Source organism: Pseudomonas sp. R3-41, from assembly GCF_054161485.1.
This window is the reverse complement of the sequence record NZ_CP096421.1, coordinates 2553539-2579357: the sequence shown is the minus strand read 5'-3', so window position 1 is coordinate 2579357 and position 25819 is coordinate 2553539. Positions and strand designations below refer to the sequence as shown.

Below are 25819 nucleotides of genomic sequence, written 5' to 3'. Positions count from 1 at the left end.
CGACACATCCTGTCGCGGCTGATCACAACAATGAAGGCTCATCAATACAACCCAGAGCCAGCACTCATGAAAACCTACAGCGCCTTCATGCAACGCTCCATCGCCACTGCCGGTCCGCAAGCCAATTTCACTATCACCGTACAAGCAGTGAGCTCGGCCATGGCCAAGGTCACTGCCGAAGCCCAGTATCCCGGTTACAAGTGTTTCAACGCTCCCACTCAGGTTCGCTGACGTTTCTCCACCTGTGGATCCCTCCCCTCAACAAGTGATAGCTTATCGCCACACTGCGCGAGAATGCACTGGACTGAGTATCCCCGAATGCTCAAGCCTGAGCCTAATCCGCCGATACAGCCTCGATAATCAAGGCCAAGCGGACATCCTCTGCCCCAAGGAAACTCCTGGAATGGATTACCAGTCGCTCAAGACTCGCCACCACAACGAACGCAACGCCCACCACCCCAACCTCGCCTTACGTGTTCATCAAGCCCTGAGTTGGCTCAATCCTGGATAAGTCGCAAATATGGCGAGAACAGCGCCTTCGCTGACAAACGTGTCGACCACGACGCAATCCGTCGCACCTCGTTCGTACGGTAGCCGCCAGCCGCTAAATGTGTTTCGTCTTTAGGTCGGTACAACAACTCACCGATAGCGGTGTGTTGAACCCTCAACGTTCACAAGGAGCGTCAACGTGTCTGAAATGCTCATCACGTTCGGTATGCAACTCGATGGTCAACGGGCAACCCGGGCGAGCAATCAGCTGGGCGCTTTGACGATCGGGCCACAGGGGTTTCTGGATATTCTGGAAACCCAACTGGGCCTGACAGCACACCAGCCTTGCGCGGCGCAGCGTACAGCGGCGTATCGGGATTGCCTGGCACACTGCAACAACGCACAGCGTTTCTACAGCGCCAGTTTTTCCGCTGATGAGCTGGGTGTGTCCGCTGCATTGCTGGCTTGGCGAGATGACTTGTATCTGTACGGTTGGGATGGGCGCGTGGAGGCAGATGCCAGCCAACGCCTGAAGGACCTTAGCGAGGTAGAGATGAAAGCCCGCGAGGTAGTCGCGCCCTCGATTGGGCAACGCCTGCACAATGTTGCCGCGGCTTTGGCTGTGCGGCGACCACCGATCAAGAATGTGCTGCTGGCTGACGATTGGGAGGTGTACCCACTTGGTTGGCAAGCGGTACTGCATCAACTCCCGCACGAGCGCCTTGAGGTGCCCGTGGGCACGGCGCAAGGCTTCCTAGGCCAGTTGCAGACGCAACTGCGCAAGAGCATTGCCGGTGAGCGCGTGACACCGATGCCGTGGCAAGAGGACGGCACGGTAAAGGTAGTTCAGGCACAGACTCGAGTGTTGGCGGCGAGCTGGTTGAGCCGCTCGCTGGATGAAAGCGTGCAGACCTTGCTGGTGGCCGCTGCCGAAGGCGGCTGCCTTGATGGTCATTTAGTCGGTGCAAACCAAGCTCGCCATGGCCTGAATGGCAGCAGCGATTTGCGGCCGGCCCTGCAGGTATTGCCTTTGGCAATGGAGTTGCTTTGGGCGCCACTGAATTACCCGGCGCTATTACAGTTTCTGACCCATCCGATATGCCCGATTCGGCTGTTTGCCCGTCGACAGTTGGCGACCAAGGTATCGAGTATGCCGGGTATTGTCGGAGCCGAATGGGATGCAGTCCTGGAGCGCATCGCAGAACACTACGGTGCCGAAGCGTCTCGTGTTCGAACATCCATTGGCGACTGGCTCGAAGCTCCCACGTTCAGTGTTGATGAAGGCGCGCTGCTGAGCGAAGTGCTGCTGCGTGTCCAGCGCTTGCTGGCGTTCTTTCAACCGCGCCTGGGCCATGAAGAACCCGCACACAGCCTAGCTGCTCGGGCGGGTTATGCGCAGTGCGAAGCTGCTTTGGAAACACTAGAGACGCTTCAACTTCAAGGCGTCGAGCGGTTGCGTCCGCGGCAGTTGCAGCAGGTGATCGAACAGGCCACTGCGAGTGGCACGGATAATCCGTTACTGGCCGCCCAGGTCGGCGCTCATTCGACCGTTTCCCGCCCGGGGGCCGCCATTGAGAGCTCGGACACAGTGGTGTGGTGGAATCTGGCCATGCTGGCACTGCCCGCCATTTCGCCGTGGTCCAAGGCGGAACTGCTGCAACTCGCAAATGCAGGAGTGGCGCTGCCCGACGGTGGAACGCTGCTGGCTCAAGCGGCCCAAGACTGGCTACGGCCTTTGCTGGCCGCGAACCGCAATCTAACGCTGGCGCTGGCGCCGCCACATGAGGAAAGTCATCCACTTTGGCAGATGATCGAAGCGGTTGTGCAGCACCCAAAGGTACACCTGTTAGAGGACCTTCTGCTTGCGCCAAGCCCACTCTGCCACCCCCGGCTGTCGAGCCCCCTACCGGTGCGCAAGCGCTGGTGGAAGCTGCCCGCAGACGTGCCACTAACTCTACCGGAAAAAGCCTCTTTCTCGAGTCTCAACCTGCTGCTGTTCAACCCTTATCAGTGGTTGTTGCAATACGGAGCCAAGATTCAGGCATCCAAGAGCCTCAGCCTGAGCGACAGTTTTCTTCTGAACGGTTCAATTGCTCACCGTTTAGCTGAGCACTTTTTCAGCCGAGCCGACGCGTTGACCATGGACGCGGCGGCCTTCGCCGCGTGGTTCTCGACTCATTTCCCGCGTGTGGTGCTTGAAGAAGGGGCAGTGCTGTTGATGGAGGGGCGCGGTGCTGATCTGTCGACCCTGCGCCACCGAGTGTTGCGTGCAATGACCCAGCTGCGAGCACACTTTGCCAATGCCAATGTCCGCATTGTAACCGCAGAGCAGGCGTTGGACGGGCAATTCGCTGGAGGCGCTCTGGCGGGTTCTGCCGACCTGGTACTGACTACAGAAGACGGGCATCGAGCCATCGTCGATATGAAGTGGGCCGGCGGCAAAAAATATCCCGAACAACTCAAGGCGAACCGCCATTTGCAACTGGCGATTTATGCCGAGTTGCTGCGTCAGGAGACCAATTCGTTGCCGTCCGTGGCGTATTTCATTCTGGAGTCCGCCCGCCTGCTGACACCGGATGACCGCGTATTTGCCGATTCGGAACGGGTGCCCGCCAATCCGCCAAGCACCACGCCCGAACTCTGGCAGAGCTTTACCGAGGCCTGGAAATGGCGCCAGGCGCAAATCACCGCGGGCATCTTTGAAGTGGCACTTGAAAGCATTGAAGAGGACGAGGCTTCAACACCGCCCGAGAAAGCGATGCCAATGGAATACCTCAAGGAAGCCTACAACGACTACCTGGCCCTGGCCGGATGGGAGCAATGACAATGCCTAAGAACGCGCACATCACTTTTATCAGCGCAGGCGCCGGCAGCGGAAAAACTCACCGGCTCACAGAGATTCTGCACCAGGAATTGCTCAGTCAGCAGGTCCAACCTGCAGGCGTTATTGCCACCACCTTCACACGAAAAGCGGCGGCCGAACTTCGCGAGCGAGTACGCAGCCATTTGCTCAAAAAAGGTGAGATTGGCTTGGCGACCTCTATGGGGCAAGCCCGGATAGGCACCGTCAACAGCGTTTGCGGCCAATTGCTTGAGCGCTTCGCATTTGAAGCAGGCATGCCACCACAACAACGAGTCCTGGAAGAGAATCAGGCGAAAGTGCTGCTCAATCAGGCAGTAGATCGGGTCCTGCATGGTGAAAGCATGGACACCTTCCTTGCCATCGCACGCCGTCTTGGCCTGGAGGTCACCCATCAACAGGGCGACTATGCGAGCAACAACTGGCTCGATGAACTGCGCAGACTGTTGGATCAATTACGCACCAACGACATCGACCTTGATCTGGCTCGTGGCTTTGCTGTCCGCAATGCCGAGGACATGCTTGAGCATTTCCCCACTGCAACCAAAACCGACTTGAGTGGTGAGCTCCTAGGCATTATTCCCGATGCGCTCGCTCAACTGGTCGCCGCTGATAGCGACAAAAAAGTAACGGCTGACTATGTATCCCTGCTCATGGATTTCCACCGTGAGTTGCTGCAAGGCAACGCGCGCTGGAGTGCCTGGGCAAAGTTGGCCAAATCGGCCCCGGAAGCCAAGCTGAAGCCGTTGGTTGCAAGCCTGACCGAAACGGTCGAGCGCTACGCCGAACATACGGACTTGCATCGCGATATCACGGTGTATCTGGAACAAGTGTTCACCTTGGCCATCGACGCATTGCACGTATACGGCCAGAGCAAACTTGAGCTCGGCGTGCTGGACTTTGCCGACCAGGAACATGCATTGCTGAAACTGCTAGACAACCCCGCCGTGATTCAGGTGCTGGAGCAAGAACTTGATCTGGTCATGGTTGACGAGTTCCAGGACACCAGCCCGATGCAGTTAGCGGTCTTCCTGAAGCTTTCTCGCTTTGCCAAACGGGTTTACTGGGTAGGTGATATCAAGCAAGCCATCTATGGCTTCCGTGGCAGCGACTGTGCATTGATGCAGGCCATCCTCAACGCGTTGCCCGAAATGGGCGGTGAGAAACAGGTGTTGCGTAACTCGTGGCGCTCACGACCGGAGCTGGTCGAGCTGGCGAACGAAGTGTTTGGCCCGGCGTTCTCCAGCAGCTTGCCGCCCGACGAAGTTCAGCTGATACCTACTCGAGCGGACCAACTGCCCGGGCCCGCCTTCGCCAATTGGTTACTCGATGGCAGCAATGCCGAGCAGCAGGTGAATGCGTTGGCCGAAGGCATTGGCCAACTGGTGAGAAACCGGCATCAGGTACTCGATAAAACCAGCAAGGAAATCCGTGACGTCCAGCTGGGCGATATCACCGTACTTTGCTACTCCCACAGCAACGTCGCCAAAGTGGCCGCCGCCCTCGCTGCAGCGGGAATGCCCTGCTCCACTGCGCAGCCCGGCTTGCTGGCTACCGCAGAAGCAACACTGGCGCTGGCGTGCTTGCGTCGCTTGAATGATCCCTTCGATACCCTGGCTACCGCGCAGATTGTTTCGCTGGCTGAGGCAGAAGAGCCGGAAAGCTGGGTTGCGGAGCGCCTGCGTTATTTGCATGCAGGTCATCCAAAAGCGCTGTGGCGCGAGCAAGACGTCGACGATTATCGGGCACACCCCTTGGTTGCGGCAGTGGCGCGGCTGCGCGCGGACCTTCCATTGCTGACGCCTGTGGAAGCGTTGCAACGCTTAATCGCTGAGTGTGACTTACCTTCACGCGTCACGAGTTGGTCAACCTCGCCAGCACAGGCTCAAAAGCGCATGGCCAACCTCGACGCAATAATCGACTTGGCGCAGCAATATGAGGACCTATGCCGAAATAGGCTGAGGGCTGCATCTATCTCCGGGCTGGTGCTCTGGTTGGGCGAAACGGCCAGCGCTAACAATGATGCATTGGCCACACCGGCGTTGGACGCCGTTCAGGTGATGACCCACCACGCAAGCAAAGGTCTGGAATGGCCGGTTGTCATCCTGATGGATTTGGCTCGCGATATTGGCGACCGTCTATGGTCCGTTTCTTCGCGCTCCAATAGCGCGTTCGATCCGCACAAACCATTGCACGACCGCTTCATCCGCTACTGGCCTTGGCCTCTAGGCAAACAGCAGAAGGTCCCACTGGCCGAGAAGTTCGAACAGACCAGCCTGGCCCAAACGTGCCGAGAGGAAGCTGTTGAAGAATCAAAACGCCTGCTCTACGTGAGCATGACCCGCGCCCGCGATCTGCTGGTGATTGCACGTTCCGGCAGAAAAACAACCGGGCAGTGGCTCGACTGCGTCCAGGCTCCGTGGCTGATGACAACTCCAGGCGAGCAGGTCCTACGTTTACCTAACGGAAAAACGCTGCCGGCCGACTGTCAAACACTTACCGCCGGCCATACGCCAGAACCTATCCCATTTGCCATGCAAAATCTGCATTGGTTTGCACCACTGGTAGTTGCCGAGCCCCGCATGCAACTGAGCTTTCAACCGTCCAGTAGCGTCATCCGATCGGTGACAGGCGCCGGCGAAAAATGCCAAATCGGTACCCGCATTGCCTTGCAGGGCATCCCGGAAATGAGTGCATTGGGGACCGCGATTCACGCCAGTCTGTGCCTCTCGTTCACCGATCCAAGCCGTCCCGTCGTCCTGGACGAAGTGCAGCGCCTGCTGCTGAACCATGAAGTACATGAGCATGTGAGCGCCAGCCAGGTCATCAATCAGCTATCTGCCTTGCATGCCTGGATCGAGTCCCGGTGGCCGCAGGCTAAAGCCATGGCCGAGTACCCGGTGCAACAGTTGCTCACCTCAGGGCAGGTACTGAATGGACGCATCGACCTGCTGCTGGATACAAAAGAGGGGTGGGTACTCATTGACCATAAATCCAATCCATCTCCCGAGGCACAGTGGGAGCGGCTCGCCCAGGAACATGCCGGCCAACTCAACGCGTATGCCCAAGCGATTGAGGCTGCTTCCGGCAAACCTGTGACAGAGGCCTGGCTCTTCCTGCCTACGGCGGCCGGTGCGGTTCGCGTTTTTTAACAATGGGCGTGTTTCACCCGCGCATTGACGATCAATCCCGGCGGCCAGGATTCCTTTTGACCGCCTGACTTTAAGGGAAAAAGCATGACGTTGTATGAATCAATTCTGCTGGAAATACGTAATGGTGCCCTGAACGACCCTTTCGAGGTTCAGGAGCTGACCTCGGAGCGACGCCGGGTAATGTGCCCCGAGGGTAAGGAGCTGGTGGAAAAATATCGGATTGGTTTCGAGTTCTTCAAGAAGTCGGCGATTGGGACCACCGTCGCCAACAACGCACAAGATGGAAAGACCGGTGCGGATGGATTCAGTGTTGGTAAAGGTGCCAAAGTCCAATACGTGCGGGTAAAGTCCGGCGTATACACGGTAATGGGCATCGAAGAATAACGACTTGGCAGGTTTTTCCTTATCTGAATCACGGCCACTTTCCAGACCACCGCCCTACTCTTAGGCAGTCCAAACGAGCCTTACCTATGACTATCAAACAAGCGAACGAAATAGATTCTGCTTACGAAAAACAATACGACGAGTTCAACAAGCAGCACGATTTTCTGAAAACGGTATTCGGCCGTACTCCACTAGGAGACGACCTGGACACGCTGATGGATAAAGTCAGTGATGCGCGATGGTTGAACGTCAAAGCCGGATGGTTATCGGACACCTCCGATAAATTCGATCGCCTCGATTACTTCGTTGCCCGACTCAAGCAGGACTATCGTGGGAAGCTCATAAAAAGCCTGGCCGATGTACCCGATGATTTGAGGGAGGAATTCCCCGACGACGAAGCCGAGTTCCAAGCATTCATGGCCGAGGAGCGCGAGACCTGTTACAGCGCCTACGATGAAATGACTTGCTTGCGATCGGATGCAGAGGAGGAGCTGGTGGCTAACGATTACTTCGACACGATTGGCTCACAGCCGAGCGACTTCGAGCTCAGCCCCTACGAAGAAAAATGCTTGCTGCCGCTGGTAGAAAATCTTGAAAGACTTTGGAACAAGCATAAGGCCGTGGGGTTTGGCTTGATGTGTATGGCTAGCCATTTGGGTGATACGGATTATGATCTTAGTTTGACGCAGGCATTGATATTCGATTGAAGCGGTGCCTCAGGAGGCATGAGCCAAAGCACTCGAGCTCAATGAAATAGACCGGCATCGCATTTTTCTCGATAGAGGTGAGTCGGGACGAAGGGGCTGAAGAAATCCGCTGGCTCACACTACTGAACCTAAGGGTTTATCTTGCGGGTGACATCAAGCTTACGATGCATCAGCGATACCATCGTGAGAATGTCGAGGGCGTCTTGCTCGGACATAGGCCAATCAATCTTCGTCGCATGCGCCAAAGGATTGCGGACGGCGCCGAACAGTCCGATTAGCAGATTCGCGAATCCCTTCTGCTCACTTTTCTCAGACTCGGTGGCCAGGGGGCCCAAGGCAAGCATTGGGCATTGCCCAAGGAAAGCCTTTGTCACCAAATCGGCGCCATCACCATTCAAGCCCGACAGATTTCGGATTCGTGCTGCAATCCCTTTTGTAGCCTCAAATACGGCGTGGAAGTAATTTTCGCTCAACAGTTCTGCCCTGCAATATTTCAAAACCTCCTCATGTACTGCTCGGGCTTCTAGCGCAGCTTTGAGCCGGCCTACACGGGCACGGGCCACATCCAGTGTAGTTGCCTTGTCCGTACGCCCTACCTTTCCATCATCGCGCACATAGAATCCCGAGAATGCTAGGACAACGTTGAGCTCATCCCTGCGCCAAATAAAGGCCTCACGATCCCGGGCGTAGCTCACAGGATTCATAGCGCTGTTGATGAAAAGGATGAGATGGTTCCCGACCTGATGCTGGTTTTGCATTTGTGCCAAAGCGTTGAACAAACGCTTCCACTTGGTGTTGTTGGCGTCGGCGTCCGGAACACGAATGTCTTGGAGGAGGTATCCAATTTGAGTGCCGCTCAAGCCACGTTCCGTATCAGCGAGAACATGACATGCAGCTTCTAAGTGTTGCGAACTAAAAGGTGGGATGTGGGTACTCAAAGCCAATCTCCATTGGTAAACACTAGAGTGCCGCTCGAGCAGCTGGGGAAAATTGCCCATTGGCCAATGTGTCGAATGAGAGAGCGCACGAGGTGCTAGCCCTCAATATCCGATCTGAGGCTTTCCTCCAGATGCTCAACTCTGGATGTGCCCGGAATCGGGAACATGACCGGCGAGTAGTTCAGAAGCTATTTCAAGGCATGGGTTGCCGAGGCAGACTGGCCTCGAACCTCACCGGCTGAAAAATACCTCCCGGCGCTCAGAGGCGCGTAGGGAACGAACGCTATTTCGTTCTGCTCACACCAGCGGATCACATCCTCGGACTGGTTATTCAGGATGCTAAATTGATTCTGAACCGCGGCGATGGGTGCAATCGCAATCGCCTGCGTGATTTGAGGTATATCGACTTTCGAAAGGCCCAGGCATTTGATCTTCCCTTCTTGTCGCATCTGCTCAAGCTCCCCGACCTGGTCAGCCATGGGGACATTTGGATCGACACGGTGCAAGTAATACAGATCTATCGCTTCGACGTTGAGCTGCCTGAGGCTCATCTCAACGCACTGGCGCAAATACGCTGGAACGCCGCATGGCGTCCACTTGCCGGGACCTTGACGGGTGAAGCCACCTTTAGTTGCAATGATCAGGTCGTCGGCATAGGGAAACAACGCTTTACGAATTAGCCCCTCGGCCACATTTGGACCATAGGCGTCAGCGGTATCGATGTGTTGCACGCCCAACTCCACCGCTTTACGCAGGAGCTGGACGGCTTCAGCTTCTGAAGCAGGTGGGCCCCAAATGCCCGGCCCCGTGAGCCTCATGGTGCCAAACCCGAGGCGCCTCACCTGCTTTCCTGCCAAGAGTCCCGTACGGGGGCCGGTCATAAGTGCTCCAACTTTTGAAGGATTTCGATGTGTAAGCTATCGAGAAGAACATCTCGTACGTCAGGAAAAAGCATCTGATGCTGGATCCCGAAGTCGCTCAAAATCTGATGCAAATGGCTGTCGACGGACGCCCTGAAAGGCAAGTTGGTATCGCGTCCTGGGCCGAGAGCAATGGAGCTATCAAGCCTGGTCGCAACGATCATCGTGTAGCCAGGAAGCTGGCTGGTGATTAATGATTTGACCGCCTCTACCTGGTGCATCGGTGCAGATGTACCTCGATGCTCGACTGCGGCATTCCAATACGCCACGGCATCCATGATCGGTCGATCGACCAATATCACGTCGGCAGTGTCAGCTGCTGCTCGTTGCGCCTCGAGCGTACGGTCGATAAACCACATAGTGGAGTCGTAGGTATGCTGAGTGAGCAGCGGGATACCTTGCTGTACCGCCAACTTCCCGAACGAAGGAATGGTAGTAACGCAGATGCCTTTGCACTCAAGTGAAACTTTGAGCGCTTCACAGAAGGTGGACTTTCCCGTGGAGTGGGTTCCAGTGACACCTAAAAGAACAGGCTTCACCATAGGCTTCCTTGCTCCGGGGGAGGCGATTGCTCGTCAGGTTGCGTTTTGAGCTGCGCGATTTTGCAGATGTCCTGCCAAGTTCTAGCATCTGACTTTTCGATGAGATGATCAAGCAATAAGGCCGTCGCATAAGCATCATCTGCTGCTCGGTGGAGCTGGTCGGCAACCCTATCGCGCAGCCCTGTGTCAATGAGCAATGACTCAAGCCGATGGCTCTTGGCGTTAGGGTAGACGTGACGAGCAAGTTTCAACGTGTCGATGGCCCCCACTGGCGACCAGTCGGGCAAGTGACGCTTCATAACGCCATAGTCGACCGACGCATTTTGTGCAACGAACCATCGGTTCTGGAGGTGCTGTTCGACGTCACCCATGATCTCAGCCCAGGATGGGCAATTTTCCAGCTCCGCGTTCTTAATGCCGTGGATGCGCTGCGCCTGCCAAGTGATCCGGTTGACGGGCTTGATTAACCAAGATAAAAGCTCGCGATTTTCCACAAGTGGAAAACGGGCGATTCCCACTTCGACCAAGTCGGGTGGCGTATGCCCATTGCCCTCAACGTCTACGATGATGATTTGTTCAGAGGGCCACGCGAAGTCTGTTTTTTGCATCAGAGATTCCTTGTAGCCTCGGCGCGGCCATGGCGCGCGTAGTGATGGGGCTTGTCAGCGTCGTGCACCTGATAACCTAGGGAGTGCTGTAAATAGTAACGACGCTGTTCATCCAGGCCTCGAACGACAATCGCACGGTCGTTTACCTGCGGGTCTTCCACAGCACCCAGCTCGTGGCACACTCGATTGAGAATCTGCTGATCTGGCCTCTTCCATGCCGCCTTGCAGATGGAGAATTGGGAGCTAGGGCAGGTATCGCATAGTTCGGTGATGCCGAAGTGTCCGTTGTAATCGGGTTGTGCATGCGCAAAGGCGACTCCGCAAGAGGTTTTGTGGAAGATCGGTGTCACCTGATTCTGTTCCCCATACAATCTGAGCAACCTATGCTCATCTTCCTGCGGGAGTAGTTTTCGTCTTGCCGTCATTTTGTAAGGTTCAGGGATTCCTTGGCTCTGGTAAAACTCGGCTATTTCCTTTCGATAGAACAGCCCGCTAAATACGGTCGCATGGGCATGGTTGGCCAGCGCCGCGGCCTTTGCAATGTGTTCTGACGAGTCGTTTAGCCCTGGAACGATTGGGCGCCAATACAACACCACTTTGTAGTGCCTCGCATGGCGGAACAGCATCTTCAGACTGTTGGCAGCGATCGAAGACTTGATGGGCTCGATCTTCGGATCATCAATTCCTGAGTACGTAACCAGCACTGTCAGCTTGATATTTCTGAGCGTATTGAAGCGCTCGCAATCGTCCTGAGATACACGCCATCGAGTGATCACAAGCACATTGTTGGTCAGCCCGGCCTCATCAAGCATACGCAGCAGATTATGGGTATGACTCTTGACCTCGGGGAGCATCGGGTCGGTGGCCCGGTTGAACAACTGAATGGGTGTGATATGAGGCTGGAAATACCGGTGAGTGATAAATCGCTGGAAGGCTTCTTCATCGCTCATCAATGCTTGCGGCGTTCGCTGATCGAAATTTCCATAGAGATGACGAACGCAGTAGCTGCAATCGAGTGGACAGCCAATGATGTGATTCAAGCTCAGCCCGCTTTTGCGGTAACCGACAGGATCTACAAGGTCCGGGTTGGCGTTTTTTAACTGCGTCGAGTCGATGATTCTGACCTGGGATCTCACTGCGATTCTCCTTGCTTGCCATCGGATCAACAGATGGAGTGAGCGCCCATTTCGGGTGCCTATCCGCCCATCCTTGGTACGCAACAGTAATGGCCATATGCTTTATTTCTGAGCTCACGGGCAAGCAGAGCTCGTATGTCTGAACCAATCGTTTCGCTGTTCGCAGCATCCCACGCTCAAGCGCTCTCAGGATATGATCCAAATAAATTGCGAAACCAACAGAAACGCACTATGTTGTGTTCAGGCAGATCAAAAAATACTACATAATGTGGTAATTGCTTGATGCGCCTGCTGGCTACAGATGTATTTCGTGAGATCCTTAACGCATAAAGGAGATTTCGTATGACAGATCGTCGCCCTATCAACAAAGACGTCAACGTTCCTAAGCCAGGTGGTGGTGAGCAACCACGTTCACGCAATCAAGATGGACAGATTCGAGACAAACGGAGTGATGCGGGCAAACCCCGCAAGTGACGTGCAATAATTCAGCAGGGCGCGCGCGCATCCTCTGCTGATTGTGACTCCCGACAGAATAACCCGAGTTTCGCTGCTTTCGTAATACCGATCTCTTCTTCTCTCACCGCCTGTCCATCCGATCTGCTCAAACTGAACAGTCGAAGAATTCCCTCGCCAACTCTAAGAGCAAATGCATTGCCAAACGGTTCTAAAGATTGCAGGAGTAGCAACCCTCTGCCGAAGAAAAAACAGATAAAAGTCCATATAGATTAATAGCTTAAATTTAGATCCAGCCCATCAAACCGCCCTTTTCGCGTATCGCAGTATCACCAGACCACCGCGCTTAAACGTTAAAGCGAAACAATTACAACTTTCCGGCGTCAGAAAAACAACAAAAATCTCTCCAATCTGCGGTTTACAAGACGACATTTACATGGTGATATCTTTGTGCCATTTACGAGCGCCATATCTATCCGTGAAGGGAGTCAACGTGAGCGTCAAGAGCAAAGGCTATCCAGCCACCGCTGTGTCTACGTGGAGCGGCTACGTCTACCAAGGGAAAATTGCACTTTATCACTCCCTCAAGTTAATCCATCAGGGCGACTTAGATTTTGAGCTTCAACTAGATAGCAGCGACGATTTCGCCATTTACAAAAGCGGCGCACTTGTAAGCGCTCATCAAGTAAAAGCCAAGATTGGCACGTACAAAAGCGAGTACATCGAGGCACTGGAAAAATCATCTGCTGTCGAGTACGATCGAGTTAAAGGCGTATCACGGTACTTCCATGTATCGGTCCAACTCAACGACACCGATGATTACACCGGAAACAACAACGAACTGGTTAAATTCTACTCGTACGGGAACAACAAATATTGCGGTCTAGGCGAGATCGAAGGACTCACAAAAGCCGTCATCAAAGAAATATGCAGCAGCAACTCTATCCTGCTAACCGACGAGCTCTTGCACTATAACTACTGCCTTCTGTCTGAAAAGATAAGCACACAAGCAGTCGCGATTCACCGAATGGTACAGGTCGACCGAGAAAAGGCAAACAAGGCAGCGTATGAAAGCCGTATTACAGCTCAGAGCCTAATAGACGATATTGTTAACAAGAACCCCTACAACAACACTGAGTATTATGCGATCGATCTGAAGGCAAAGCTGCACAGTCATCTGGAAGACAGGCTCGATCAAGCCTTACCTGGTATGAGCGACGCCTCGTACGGGCGAGCGCGTCGGCTCTTCGAATATATTCGGGATTCAGAAGCCAGCGACATGCAGACGCTTTGTCAATTGATAAAGCCATCAGAGCGTTTCTCCAGCATTCAAAAAGCAGATATTCGGCGTTATTCCGGCCTTATCGAGGACATGTCGATTGAGCCGATTTTTAAACAATTCCCGCACTACCTGGACAGTGACAAGCGATTCTATCTCCCGACGGCACTCGACCTGCCCTTCGTTGATGACCACGAGGGTTGCACTGTAGACCTGCTGGGAGAGATGGATAACAACGGAGATTTACTCAAGCTGCTGTTTGAGTACAACAACCTGATCCCCAGCAGATCTTCCGAGTCTTTCATCATCAACACCAAGTTCACGCACCCCAACGACCTTGACGATCAGCAGGTCAGAGACCGCATTGACAGCAACATTCTCAAATCATTTTGTTTAAGCATCGTGACTAAAGAAGACGCAGAGGCTCGTTTGAATGATAAATAAAATAATTGATGAGGCGCTCATTTATCATGGATTCACCAAAGACTTTGAAACCGACCTTACGAGCTTCTACATTCGGGAATTCGGCTCCGCCATCCGCTTTGCAATTTTGCACAAGCTGGATCACTTACCCAGTCCCACCGAACTAAATACTCTTATTAATCAATCGGCCCCCGACTCCTTCCTGAACCACCCAACATTCAAGAAAAACTGTGACCTCATCTGCATTCATCACCTGAACCACCTAGCTGAATTCAAAGACCAGGAAGAACAGATTTTTGCGATTGAAGAGGACCCTCACTTCTTCAAGAAATATGTACTTTACTACAGCGATACTGAGCAGCATGCCATCCAGGACTATACCTTCAACGAACTAGTGACCACTGTCTCGGACAAGAGCCAGTTCAGCAACTACAAGGAAGACCCTCTGGCCGCTACACACTACAGTGTTGCAGCAAAAATCTTCATCAAGCTTCCTTTTCTTGAGCTCCCGTTCACCCGAGGTGAGCTTATTTCCTTGCGCCTGCAAGCAGCCGACGCCGTAGCCGAAGCAGGCCTTGATGAAACCTACACAATCATCCAGAAACTCACCTCGAATAACGCTGAAGAATTGATCACGGAGCCGATGAGCAATGAAATGGAAAATAGCGCGGATTGAAGTTTCTCGCTTCAAGGCTTTTAAACACGTCAATTTGGATCTCGGCACCTCATCGCTGCTAACGCTCGACGGGCCGAACGGGTACGGAAAAACCAGTGTCTTCGATGCTGTCGAGCTGTTGCTCACGGGTCAGATCAAGCGGATCGACAATCTTTTTTCGACATTGATGACGAAGCTCAAAACAAACTATGACGACAACCTCTTCTGGAACCAGCGCACCGATCAAAAAGACCTGAGCATCAAAATCGAATTCCATGATGAGGACAAACGCTTGGTTCTGGCCCGGCATGCGCCAGTAAAAGCGTTCGACAAGAAATCGAACAACCGAGCCGACAAGTTCAAGCACTTCAAGCTGTATGAACTCCCCGATTTCGAATCGAAAGCCTTCACGCCGGCCAACCTCCGTGAGAACGAGTTTCTAGACGAAGTTTTCGGCAGAAACTTCCGGGAAAATTTCACCTTCCTCAACTACCTTGAGCAAGGGCAGAACAAACTGCTTCACACGCGGGTAGACGAGCGTAAAGACCAGCTTGGCAACCTGTTCAACATCAACGATGTTGCAACTGAGATTGAAAATTGCCGCTCACTCTCGACAAGGTTCACAAAATTCCTAGGGGACGAAAAACGCAAAGCTGATGAAGAAGCGCTTAACAGTGAGTGCACAGCCCTGCGCGCGATGGTGCAAGCCGATCTGGGAAATATTGATTACAAAAAGCTGTCCACGGTTGAGGTTGGGCCGGGTTGGGATAAGGAAGATCCCTTCCCTACCTACGACTCGGAGATTCACACCCAGTTCTCGAACGCCATTCGCAAGCTAAATGGCCTGCTCCCTCAGAAAGCAGCCATTCGGGTCAGAGCTCAGAATGATGCCATCAATGCGGACATCGAGTCGCACGCGGAGTCGCTGAGCAGCTTGGCACTGCTGGGCACCGACTTGAACAAACTAGATGACCTGGAACAGATCAAAAAGGAGCTCGACGGGCTCGATAAAGCAGCCAAAATCGTCAAGAAAGGTGCTTCCACCATCACTGCTGAGCAGGCACGAACACTGCCAAGTTGGGCTGCTGGTCGACTTGAATGGTTTGAAGAACAAATCAAAACGCGTAATGACCTGAACATCAAGAACACAGCCAATGACAGCGCCGCTGCCGAACTGGCCCGACTGAAGCAGCAGTTGCTTGATGAGCACGCCAAGCTTTATCCGGACGACAAGTTTTGCCCGTTGTGCGGGAATGACTGGAAAACTCACGTTGCGATGCTCGAAGCGATTGAGGTCAGAGCCCAAAAAATCTCTGACACCTTAGGAAAGGATGGGAAGGCACTCGTCGCGTTGACCACTGCGATGACCACTGAGTTGGGCACCATTGATACATTCATTCAGGGGCGCGAAGCGATCCTGAAACCTGGGTACAACGAGGCACTGCATCAGGCACTGGTCAAAGTTAAAACCCGCCTCCCTGCAATCCAGCAGCTCCTGGAACGGCTCAGGGGCGAAGGCATTCTGATCACCTTCACATTCAACAACGACGAAGTGGTGACAGAGACTCGCCTGGAAGAACTGCGAAAATCGATGCACGCAAAAAAAACGGACGAGACAGTGGTGCTCCCTGACGATTGGCGGCAAACCATCGAAGCAGTCTTCAAGGACTTGCAGGATTTTTACATTTTTGACGCTCAGGATCTGGCAAAAAAAGAGCTCTACATCACGATCAAAGCCAACGAAGCGCAGAGCAGCCGACTTCAAAAATGCCTTGAAGAACTGCAGAAAATGCAACGCGAGACGGAGGCCGCCACCAGAGCAAAGGGCAAGGTCATCCAGCTCCGCGCTACCTTGGAGAAAACGGAGCAGAAGTATGCAGATCAGACCATCTCGGAGATCGAGCTCATCTTCCACATCTACAGTGGGCGACTGATCCAGAACTACCAACGCGGCCTTGGGTTGTTCATCGAGAGCCGAGATGGCAAGCAGCTCAGGTTCCTGACGGCAGAAAAATCTGAGCATGACGCTGTCATGTCCATGAGCACGGGCCAGGTGTCGGCGCTGAGCCTGGCCTTCTTCCTATCGCTCAACAAGGTCTACGCAGAAGTCCCGCTTATCCTCATCGACGATCCATCCCAATCTCTAGACGAGGTGAACATCGCATCCCTGACCGACCTGCTCCGCTGTGAGCTCAAACATAGCCAGTTGATCGTGTCGTCGCACGAGGACGATATCTCGGCGTACATGCGCTACCGCTTCAACCGGGCCGGTCTGACGACGAGCTCGCTCAACATGCAACGCTTGGCCAAGCAAGCGTCCTAATGGTCACCGCGTAGCAATTCAGCGACAGGGGTAACCAGAGCGAGTCATCGATACTGACGCCTTCGAAGTCGGGGTGCATGGAGCGCCCCGGATACGTCAATGCTTCGACATTACCAGGCAAGATCAATGATGGCTGCGCGAAGCCTTCGATATCCAAAGCCTATTGTCCGCAGCCGGCACAACGATCATTTTGTCGCTAGCCTACGACTGAGCGGCTGCAGATAAATTATCGATAGAGGCTTTGTTTAAGCCTAGTTCATAAGGCTGGGATAAGAGTTGCTCAAGCCCTATGCCCTCTTGTGGCAGACAGTCGCCCTCCTTCCACACATCGTGGACTTCCTGAGCGAGTTCAGGTATCCACGAAGTAACCGCTTGGTTGTCACCTGCGTAAAGGATGGGCAGTGGCCTGTGGCGACCAATAGTCAGCAGCTTTCGGTAGAGCCAGATCGCCGGGTACAGCTGGGTCTTATGCTTAGAGTTGTATCGCAGCGGTATTGAAACACCCTCGGGGTCCAGATCTCCGAAGTATTCCGCTCCATCACCGTCAACCTCCCTGATGACTTCATCCAGCGCTGTGCCCGTCGACGTAATGGCGCTACCCGCGCCATATACGACTGCCGCGTAGCGATGTGCGGTGTCGTTCCATTCGCCAAGGCTGAAGAACGTGTGATGGTTTTCCACGACCAGCACCGGCCGCCCTGGTTTGCCAGGCCGCTGTCGGTAAGGCAAGGGAAGGTCCACCTTTCTGGCACCAATCGCTGACAGAGCAAGCCTGCCGCCAAAAAGTGCATTGGATCGCACCCTGCCATCGAGGTATTTCTCATCCCCGAACATCTCAAGCGATCGCTCACGCAACGGCACCATCATAAAGCGCCCCCTGCGGCGGATGAGCCATTCGTTGATGACCTTGGCAGTGACCTTTTCGCTTTCCGTCAATTGCATCCAGAACCCCAGTTCCGGCATCCAGGAAACTGCTGTCCAGTCTGGTTTCAACACCGAGATCGTTTCAACGATGACGGTGATAAACATGGGCATGGCCGGATTGCCAATACGCTCGAAACTGCGGGGAGAAGGAAGTCTCAAAATACCTTGCTCATCGCCAGCCCTAAGGGCCTCCATGAGTAACCTATCTCGATTGGGATGCTGTTGGAGCTCTGGATGGTGCTCTATCCAGAGGCTCCTTAATTTCAGCAGCTCTATGCGCTTTTTACGGCTGCCGCGCAACGCTTCAAAAAAAGCAATGTTCATCAATTTGTACCTGCTCTTTGCACCGCAGTATTGAAGGTTGCAGTTGCCATTTGAATGTGAGATCGCCCACTTTTCACGCCCTCCTTGCGCAGACGGATCACTCGCTGAAAGCCGGCAAGGATGTTCACATCCTTCATGGCTGTGAAAAAAATCAACTGCACACCAATGGCCTCGGCCAGCATGATCTGGACATCAATCAACGCCCGGGTCTGTACCTTGGCAAACGGGTTATCAAGAATAAGGGGACACCCGCCACCGCGCTTAGTGACGGCCTGATGGGTACGCCGCAGTTGGCTCATCATCAGGTACATGAACATGGCGATGACCACCCCTTGGCCGCCGGATTTTTTCAGCCGCCCAGCATCCTGGTACTGGTGATCGGCATTCTGTTCCATTTGCAGTAATTGCAAGCCGAACGCGCGTTGTGGGGAAAGGTTGATCATGCCAGCCGCGACCAAATCCGCGCCATGCTCAGGAATGACCTTAGTCTCGATCAACGCGTTCAAGTAATGCCGAATAGAAGCCTTCCCGGTTTCCGTCGAAACACCTGTAATCGGATGACGCATCTTCATGATGACTTTGCCACCGACATAGGGGGCGCCTTTTGGCACCATGACCTCGCAAGCTTTCTTGAGGACACTCATGCCCTCTTCTACCAACTGATGCACTTCGCCCACGCAATTTTCAAAGTCGGGCAGCATGCCGTCCAACTCAGACTGCGAGGCGTCCGTACGTTCAACGATGAGCATCATCAGTCGATCAAAATCGCTGCAGGTGGTTTCAAAGGAGTTGCTCGACAGCTCGTGCGCAAGGCCCGGATCAACGTCCTGCACGGCCTTTGACTTCACCACATTCGTAAACTCATCGAAGTGCGACTGAGCCAATTTTCGGGCTTCTTCCAGACCGACGCTTCGCTGCTTATAGCGGTCGAGCACCGCCATCACTTGCGCTTCGCCGTCACCTTCAAGCTCAATAAACTCAGGAGCGGCAGCCTCATGAGGAACCGCAGAAGTGAGCATTTTCTTATGCTTGTTCAGCACATCGACGTTCTTCTTGCTTTGAGCACGCCCCTGCGATGCTTTCTCGGCATCTTGCTGATCGGAAACCTGACTTTTCTCAAGCTGATCCGTATTGTCCTGGACCATCACAATGTGTTGCGCAAGTTCATCATCGCTGAGTGATAGGACATCATCAGAGGGTTGAGGGGGTTCCACCTTGGCGAAGAAGGCCTCTCTGTCGCTGCTGGCCACTGCATGTGCATTCGATGAGGATACGAAGGCCTGTTCGTACAAACCGACTTGCGTTATCTGGGCCGTGCGTTCATGTGGCAGATCGAGGCTTAGCAGGTTGATCACGGCTTCTTCACGCAGATCGGAAAATTCAAGCCTGTACTCCTCTCGAGACGTGGCTTCCGCTTTGCGCAATTGCTCGAGGGTTACCCGACGAACGCCCAATCGCTCAGTTTCTTCAGTATCAAATACGGCTTTGTCGGAATCGTATTTCTTGATCAATGCCTGCAGATCAAAACCAGATTCAAGAGCTGTTCGATAATCGAAGCTGGGATCGAAAATCTCGGTGAGGTCTTTGCGACTCAGCAACTGCTGGGCGCTCCCCGTAAGATCAAACTGCAATTGCTTCGAGTGGTTGATGGCCTCTGCTTTTGAATCGATCAGTTGCTCAAGAGTTTCACTTTCTTTTTCCGCCTTTTTGAGAGACGCTTGCACTGATGCCAACTGTTGCTTCCATTGCGCAAGCGGCTGTTCATATTCGTGCGAATAACGCTCCAGGCGCTGGATCCTGCTGGCCTGATTGGCGATCTCACTTGGAATTGGATCTATCTCTTTATCAAGTCCCTTCGCACGCTCTAGCACTTCAGTGGCTTCTTCCAGGCACCCTGCCTGCAGGCTCGAGAACGCCTGTTCTTCCTCGTAGTGAGTCTGAATGCTTCGCTCAAGCTCCGCGATTCGCACGGCGCCGAAGCGCTCTTGATAGTCCTTGAGTTTGTTGGCTGCATCACGTGCTTCGTTGCGGCGCTGAATGTGTGCGTCGCGCGTGCCAGAGATTTCAGCGATTCGTTGTTCAAAATCGACCAGCGCGGCAGCCGCGGCCTCCAGGTTATAGGCAGAATCGTCTTCCGCCGATATCACGACTCGATCGAATGCCGCGACGGCCGCATCAACGGTGGCCAGGGCGACAGTTACCGGGGCATTCAGGGAGAAGTCAGCACCCGCAATAATCTTGCATGATTTCTCCCACTCTTCGGAGCCCACGCAGACGCCGAGAAACCGGGCGGGGTCGGAGTCGACCAATCGACGGGCCTCTTCAGCATCGGGGACAACATTGGCAATGTAGGAGTTGGTTGCTCGCGCAGAATGAATGCCGGCAGTCCGAAGTAACCGGACAACTTGATCGACGTCATCACTTTGGCCCGCAAGTTCGGATTCTTCGATGGACTGCTTGGCGCGCTCGAGGTTGGCCAGGCGAATGTCCCGCTCCAGCACTTCACGGTCCATGGATTGGATAAATTCGTAAACGGTGCCCAGCAGCGTCAGGGAGTCAGGGTCACATAGTTCAGCTTCGACCACCGAACACAGCAACCGATTTTGCTGAAGGGCTTCTTGAAGGGTTCTGGCATCACTGACTTCTCTGTTCAGATTTTCTCGGATGTGCGCTTCTGCTTGAGCCCGCAATCCATGCTGCGCCGCCTGCTCACGAAGAAGATCAACGTGTTGTAGGTGGCCCGTTCGTTCAGCGCGCAAGGTGCCGAGGCGATTTTGCGCCTGGGCAATGGCTGCCGTGATTCTTTCGATCGCAGCAGCGGCGTCATGATCGAACGCACCCAGTACCCCGTCGTCCAGCAAGCTGGTGCGTTGTATCTCGGCATTATCGATGTCGGCCCCGACTTTTGCCTCCTCTTGCTGAAGCGCCCTGATGGACAAGCTCAACGTTTTAATGTGGGCCTTGGCTTGCGTTACTGCCTCGGCAGCCGCCTGCTCAACATTTTTCTCCGCCAAGCGTTTGTCGTCGTTCTGTTTCAGCAAAATATCGATAGCGCCACGAAGCAGCGCACCCTGTCTTTCGAGTGCTTCTTTGATGGGGCGCAAGCCCTCAACTTCTTCTGCCAGCGACCGCTCCTCAATGAGCACCTGCTCATGAGCGCTGGTGATCTTCTTGTACGAAATGGCACCATTGAGATGTCTCAGATGCAATTGAGCCGCGTCTTTACCAGTCATGGCCTCTTCAAGCGCCGCCGCAGTGCGATCCACACGACGCGTGTGCTGCAAAGCACGCATTGAAACTATGAACGCGCGCTGATGTGCCAGTTGCGCCTGGTTTTCCAAAATGCGTGAGTTGAGGGTATCGATCAGGTCACCAAAATTAGTGACCTGCTTTTCTTCACTTAAACGAACCAGCTCTATGGAGGCGGCCAGTCCCGACGCACGGCGTAACAACCCGGTTCGCGCTTCAAGTGCAAGCTCAAAAGCTTTAGAAGATTCACCCAGGGGCTTCATGGACGACATGATTCTGGCCAACTGTACAAGCCGCGCTTCAAGGCGAGGCTTATTCTGGTATTTGTCCGCCACATTCACCACGGTGTTGCGCACCGTTTGAGCGCGCTCGGGGTCCATCGTCAGTGCCATGAGCTTACGAACCAGATCCTCTTCATCCTTGAAGGTCAGAAAGCCGCTTTCCAGGCCACCTTCTTGCCCATTGAATTGTCGTTGCATGACCAGAAGATCGAGATCCAGCAACCGCGTGGTGGCAAGGTGCGTGGTCCAATCGTGCTGATTGCGAGTATGGTAAAAGTCTTCAGGACACTTCCTGTACATTTGGGTTAACCATTGATTGAGCTCTGCCATCGTGCTCACCCCAGGCATGCCAAGCGTGTTAATGCCGGGCGCCGGGATATCTTCAAAGGTTATGCCGTGCTGGGATTCGAACGCAAAAAACACCCGATCAACGTCATTACCGCGCTCAATGACATCTCGTGTCGCAACGGCTTGGGCAATGACCAGCTTGTAGTCCTTGCCCCCAGGCAGTCGTGATGGCATCGACCACTCGATGATGATGAAAGATGGTTTTCCGTCTTTAGCGAAATAGTCATTGAACTGGTGGTTGGGGTTCTGCATGTGCTGAATGAACAGATCCCGGCGCGGCTCGAAAATGCTGAACACGTATGACAGCAGTGAGGTCTTGCCACCGGTATTCTCCAGATTGACGATAGCGTTGACCGCCTCGTGCGTATCCGGCGCAGTGAAGTCGAGCAAGGTCTGGTCGTACCAGGCAGTGGCAGTGCCGTAGCGGCAAACATGCATTCGGGTGATTTTTTGCATACAAAATCCTCAGGCCGTTGCGCCGGAACGCACATAGTCAAATAGTCGCGGTAGCGTCCGCTCACGCAACTGAATACGCAGTCGATGGGTGGCGGTAAATTCAACCGCTTCGCCCTCGTCCTGAGCCCCCACGTTATTCACCAGCCCGTACTCAATCAGGTAGTTGAGTGCCATGCGCACCAATCCTTCAATCGAGTTTGGTGACGCGCGATCGGCTTGGGGGATCGAAACCGGCAGGCTGTGAATGTAGCTCCAGCCTGGTCGCAGCTCCTCTCGGGAATAATCATCGGAATCTTCGAGCGCATTCATGCGCGCGGACAAACCAGTCAAGGTGTCCCTGAACATGGCCAGCGTCGCCGGCATTGGAAACCGGCTATCATCTTCAATCAGAGCGGTCGTTGGATAAAACACCGCGCAGATGGCCAGGGAACTCAGCGCCAGCGCCACGCGCTGGTCTTCAGACAGGTTTTTGCGAAGATCGCCGAGTCGTATTGAGAAGCGGCTTTCCTTACGTGCCGGGGCGATGATCAAGCCTCGCTCGCTGACATCAAGCACCATCAATTCCATCCCTTCAGCAATTTCCGCGAGGACCTGCTGCAGTTCTGGGCTGGCGCGGTACCGAGCCAATAGCTCGCGATACTCCACGTCATTGGCCGGGGTCGCACTTAGGTTGAGTGCCCGATAAATCAGACGTGCAGCGGCGCTGTTCTGGTTATCCAATTGAACCTCCTAGACCTTTGTCTTGACGTCGAACCTGAGGTTGTCGCCTCGGACCACCCGGGTTTCATATTCACCATCGAGCACGGCATGGTGGTTTTCAAATTCTGATTCGCTGTCGGGGAAGCTGCGATAAAGGCAGAACGCAATGCACTGTTGCTCAATCGCACTGAAGCCTTCGTGTGTTCCCGCACCTATCAGTTCATCAATCCGCCAAGAGCGGTTTTCTTCAAATTTTGCGGATAACCATTGAGAAATTTTTACGACCAATTGATCTGGAAACGGATCTGGCCAGACCTGGAACGGCTCGAACTGGTCGTCATCCTCGTCGTCATCTGCGTCTTTGGTTAACTGACGTCGCTCCATCAGGATGCTGAGCAGGTTCGATAAATCAGGTGTTTTGGGAAACACGGCCGGGAACAAACTGACAATGAGATCTTCGGCCGCCTGGGCCAACTGCGCTCCTGGGCGGATCATTGCTTGCGGAAGAAGATGTGTCTCAAGATCAGGAATGCCGGAAGATTTTCGGGCTCGAAACGCGGCTGTCTGAGCCTCGATGAAACGCCCTTCGGCGCTGCTAACTTCAAGCTGCAGCCGGGCTCTCACGGTTCCGGCCTTCGACAACAAGTCATGCAGGCTTGAAAGCTCTTGTTTGCTCTTGATGTTTTCTACTTCACCAATCTTGTTGCGAATCGCCATAAGCAGCCGCCCCTCTTCCTCCTGACGGGCTTTGACGTGCTGACGCGAGTCGTCTAATCGAGGCTTGATGTCCGCACTCCATCTCACCGTTCCTGGTGCGCGGATCGCCTGAGTGATTTGCCCATGAATGTGTTGCCGATGCTCAATGGAAAGCACCATGGCGCGCCTGGCGAACTCCGCGGCCTGCTCAAAGCGCCCCCTTTCGATCAGGATCTGCATCATCTTTTCCATGAGAATCTGCTGATCTTCAACGTCCACATTCAGCATGCCGATCAGAAGCAGATAACCCTCTGGTGAGGGGCGATACCGATAGACATCATCAAGATCCGGCTCAAGAGTCACCAGGCGAAAGCGGTACACGAGGGTTTGCAGAGAGGGTGCGTGAAAGTAGGTGAATTCGAATTCTTTGTAGTTCTCCGCTTTATTGCTCAAACAGCCAATCACGACATCGGATGCCTTTGCACACGCTGAGCTGGATTTTTCTGGCCGGATCCGACTGATCAGTGAATTCACGTAGGTGTGCACATCCGCCATGCTGTATCCCGCGCCGACAGCAGATCCCTCCATCATGAAATTGAGGGTGGCCATGCACAGGTAGTGGGTGTCCAGTCCATCAAACAGAGGCTCTCCATGCTCGTCTTGATGGAAGTTACGAGTCGCATGGAGCTGGTTCATTGGTTCCAGCAACCGCTGATTTCGCAACTGAGGCGATAAGTCGATCAACTCGCTCTTGGGCTCGCCCAGCGAATCGGATGCATCGGGCAGCTGTTCGTTTGGCATGGAGTTCTAATCTGCTTAGCAATGAGATCAATATTATTCCTAATGCTCATCATTTTGATAGCAATTCAGGAATTCTATTGATGATCGTGTAATATCACAATCCCCTTCATTACAAAAAGTTCGACCATGCTTGAACACCTCAGTCAGCCACAACGAGACCGCCTCGCCTTCATAGATCTCAGACTACGTATGCTAGGTGAGCTCAAACGTCAGCACTTAATCGAGCGCTTTGAAATTCAGGAAGCGGCTGCTAGCCGGGACATCGCGTTGTACAAAACACTCAGTTCGCACAACTTGGTGTATGACGCGAGTTCGCGTATCTACAAAGCCAGTGAGTACTTCGAGAGCCTGTTCGATTCCACTGCGGAACAAGCGCTAATTTGGGTCACCAAAGGGTTAGGCGATGGGGAACCCCGAAACACCACACCTGGGATCACGGTCGATTTTCCTGATCAACTGTCGTGGCCGAAGCTCGGTATCCTGGCTCACGTCACCCAGGCGATTCATCAGAAATGCCCATTGCAGATTGATTACGAGTCGTTGAACGGTTCCAGCCAACGCGTCATCGTGCCGTTTTCTCTGATCGACAATGGACTTCGCTGGCATGTTCGTGGGTTTGACAGGAAATCGGAAGAGTTCCGAGATTTCGTCATTACCCGGATCCACAAGGCGAGCCCTCTTCCCGATGATCCCGTTGCTGTTCACGAGACGAGCGATCGAGACATCCAGTGGACGAGAATCGTTGAATTGACACTTATCCCTCACCCAGATCAACCGCGACCGGAAGTCACGCTCATGGATTACGCAATGGTTGATGGAATGCTGTCGCTAAAACTTCGGGCGGCCACGGCGGGCTACACCCTACGCAAGTGGAGCGTGGACTGTTCACCAGATCACAGCCTCAGGGGCCCAGAATTTAGGTTGTGGTTGTCCGACCCCTTGGCACTGTACGGCGTCAAGAACGCGATCCTTGCCCCGGGTTATGTCGCACCTGACGCGCGCTAATTTTGAATGGATGGTAGGAGGCACTGGCGATGGTTTTCTCGTTTGGGTGCTCAATCGGTAGATTTGACCTCGAGCTAATCAACTTATCGCTCTGCAGGTAAAAGCCATTGACGATGATCATTCAGCTACCAGTGTTCTAATCACGGCTATTCTGTTAGCTACCGTTA

The 25819-nt window shown here is 53.9% G+C and carries 18 protein-coding genes; 9 read left to right on the top strand and 9 right to left on the bottom strand.

What is annotated here, in order from left to right; genetic code table 11:
- Positions 1-66: 66 nt before the first annotated feature.
- From M1D99_RS11655 to M1D99_RS11635, 5 genes are all read left to right on the top strand, one after another.
- Positions 67-231 carry a hypothetical protein gene (locus tag M1D99_RS11655; protein ID WP_165933340.1) on the top strand — a complete coding sequence of 55 codons (165 nt, stop codon included), beginning with the start codon at positions 67-69 and terminating at the stop codon, positions 229-231.
- A 466-nt stretch (positions 232-697) separates the two neighbouring features.
- Complete coding sequence (locus tag M1D99_RS11650) at positions 698-3313, top strand: PD-(D/E)XK nuclease family protein (protein WP_458132131.1); 2616 nt, start codon at positions 698-700, stop codon at positions 3311-3313.
- Between the two features lie 2 nt (positions 3314-3315).
- The gene (locus tag M1D99_RS11645; protein WP_458131824.1) at positions 3316-6501 is read left to right on the top strand and encodes a UvrD-helicase domain-containing protein; all 3186 of its coding nucleotides are present in this window, start codon (positions 3316-3318) and stop codon (positions 6499-6501) included.
- A gap of 84 nt (positions 6502-6585) precedes the next feature.
- The gene (locus tag M1D99_RS11640; RefSeq protein ID WP_458131823.1) at positions 6586-6885 is read left to right on the top strand and encodes a hypothetical protein; all 300 of its coding nucleotides are present in this window, start codon (positions 6586-6588) and stop codon (positions 6883-6885) included.
- An 86-nt stretch (positions 6886-6971) separates the two neighbouring features.
- A complete protein-coding gene (locus M1D99_RS11635; protein ID WP_458131822.1) occupies positions 6972-7592 on the top strand; it encodes a hypothetical protein in 621 nt (206 codons plus the stop codon).
- Positions 7593-7720: 128 nt separating this feature from the next.
- Here the strand turns inward: M1D99_RS11635 and M1D99_RS11630 are convergent, their stop codons facing one another.
- The 5 genes from M1D99_RS11630 to M1D99_RS11610 all read right to left on the bottom strand — a co-directional run bounded on the left by M1D99_RS11630 (position 7721) and on the right by M1D99_RS11610 (position 11736).
- A complete protein-coding gene (locus M1D99_RS11630) occupies positions 7721-8452 on the bottom strand; it encodes a TIGR02391 family protein (RefSeq protein WP_458131821.1) in 732 nt (243 codons plus the stop codon).
- 266 nt (positions 8453-8718) lie between these two features.
- Complete coding sequence (locus M1D99_RS11625) at positions 8719-9411, bottom strand: aldo/keto reductase (protein ID WP_458131820.1); 693 nt, start codon at positions 9409-9411, stop codon at positions 8719-8721.
- Complete coding sequence (locus tag M1D99_RS11620; protein ID WP_458131819.1) at positions 9408-9992, bottom strand: AAA family ATPase; 585 nt, start codon at positions 9990-9992, stop codon at positions 9408-9410. Before M1D99_RS11620 ends, M1D99_RS11625 begins: the two co-directional genes overlap by 4 nt.
- Entirely contained in the window at positions 9986-10600 is a 615-nt protein-coding gene (locus M1D99_RS11615) for a 3'-5' exonuclease (protein ID WP_458131818.1), read from the bottom strand. The genes M1D99_RS11620 and M1D99_RS11615 overlap by 7 nt, the downstream gene beginning before the upstream one ends.
- Positions 10600-11736, bottom strand: a complete 1137-nt coding sequence (locus M1D99_RS11610; RefSeq protein WP_458131817.1) for a radical SAM protein — start codon at positions 11734-11736, stop codon at positions 10600-10602. The genes M1D99_RS11615 and M1D99_RS11610 overlap by 1 nt, the downstream gene beginning before the upstream one ends.
- Positions 11737-12682: 946 nt before the next feature.
- Between M1D99_RS11610 and M1D99_RS11605 the strand changes: the two genes are divergently transcribed.
- The 3 genes from M1D99_RS11605 to M1D99_RS11595 are packed head-to-tail and all read left to right on the top strand — an operon-like array spanning position 12683 to position 16869.
- A complete protein-coding gene (locus M1D99_RS11605) occupies positions 12683-13912 on the top strand; it encodes an ABC-three component system protein (protein ID WP_458131816.1) in 1230 nt (409 codons plus the stop codon).
- Entirely contained in the window at positions 13902-14567 is a 666-nt protein-coding gene (locus M1D99_RS11600; protein WP_458131815.1) for an ABC-three component system middle component 1, read from the top strand. Before M1D99_RS11605 ends, M1D99_RS11600 begins: the two co-directional genes overlap by 11 nt.
- Positions 14542-16869: an AAA family ATPase gene (locus M1D99_RS11595; protein WP_458131814.1), complete on the top strand. Its 2328-nt coding sequence runs from the start codon at positions 14542-14544 to the stop codon at positions 16867-16869. The genes M1D99_RS11600 and M1D99_RS11595 overlap by 26 nt, the downstream gene beginning before the upstream one ends.
- 201 nt (positions 16870-17070) lie before the next feature.
- Here the strand turns inward: M1D99_RS11595 and M1D99_RS11590 are convergent, their stop codons facing one another.
- From M1D99_RS11590 to M1D99_RS11575, 4 genes are read right to left on the bottom strand one after another with little or no spacing between them, the layout of a single operon-like run.
- Positions 17071-18117: a Wadjet anti-phage system protein JetD domain-containing protein gene (locus tag M1D99_RS11590; protein ID WP_458131813.1), complete on the bottom strand. Its 1047-nt coding sequence runs from the start codon at positions 18115-18117 to the stop codon at positions 17071-17073.
- On the bottom strand, positions 18117-22451 hold the full coding sequence (locus tag M1D99_RS11585; RefSeq protein WP_458131812.1) for a hypothetical protein: 4335 nt from the start codon (positions 22449-22451) through the stop codon (positions 18117-18119). The genes M1D99_RS11590 and M1D99_RS11585 overlap by 1 nt, the downstream gene beginning before the upstream one ends.
- A 9-nt stretch (positions 22452-22460) precedes the next feature.
- A complete protein-coding gene (locus M1D99_RS11580; protein WP_458131811.1) occupies positions 22461-23171 on the bottom strand; it encodes a hypothetical protein in 711 nt (236 codons plus the stop codon).
- 9 nt (positions 23172-23180) lie between these two features.
- Positions 23181-24647 carry a hypothetical protein gene (locus tag M1D99_RS11575; protein ID WP_458131810.1) on the bottom strand — a complete coding sequence of 489 codons (1467 nt, stop codon included), beginning with the start codon at positions 24645-24647 and terminating at the stop codon, positions 23181-23183.
- Positions 24648-24836: 189 nt separating this feature from the next.
- Here M1D99_RS11575 and M1D99_RS11570 point away from each other — a divergent pair, with 189 nt between their 5' ends.
- Positions 24837-25652, top strand: a complete 816-nt coding sequence (locus M1D99_RS11570) for a WYL domain-containing protein (RefSeq protein ID WP_458132130.1) — start codon at positions 24837-24839, stop codon at positions 25650-25652.
- Positions 25653-25819 lie beyond the last annotated feature (167 nt).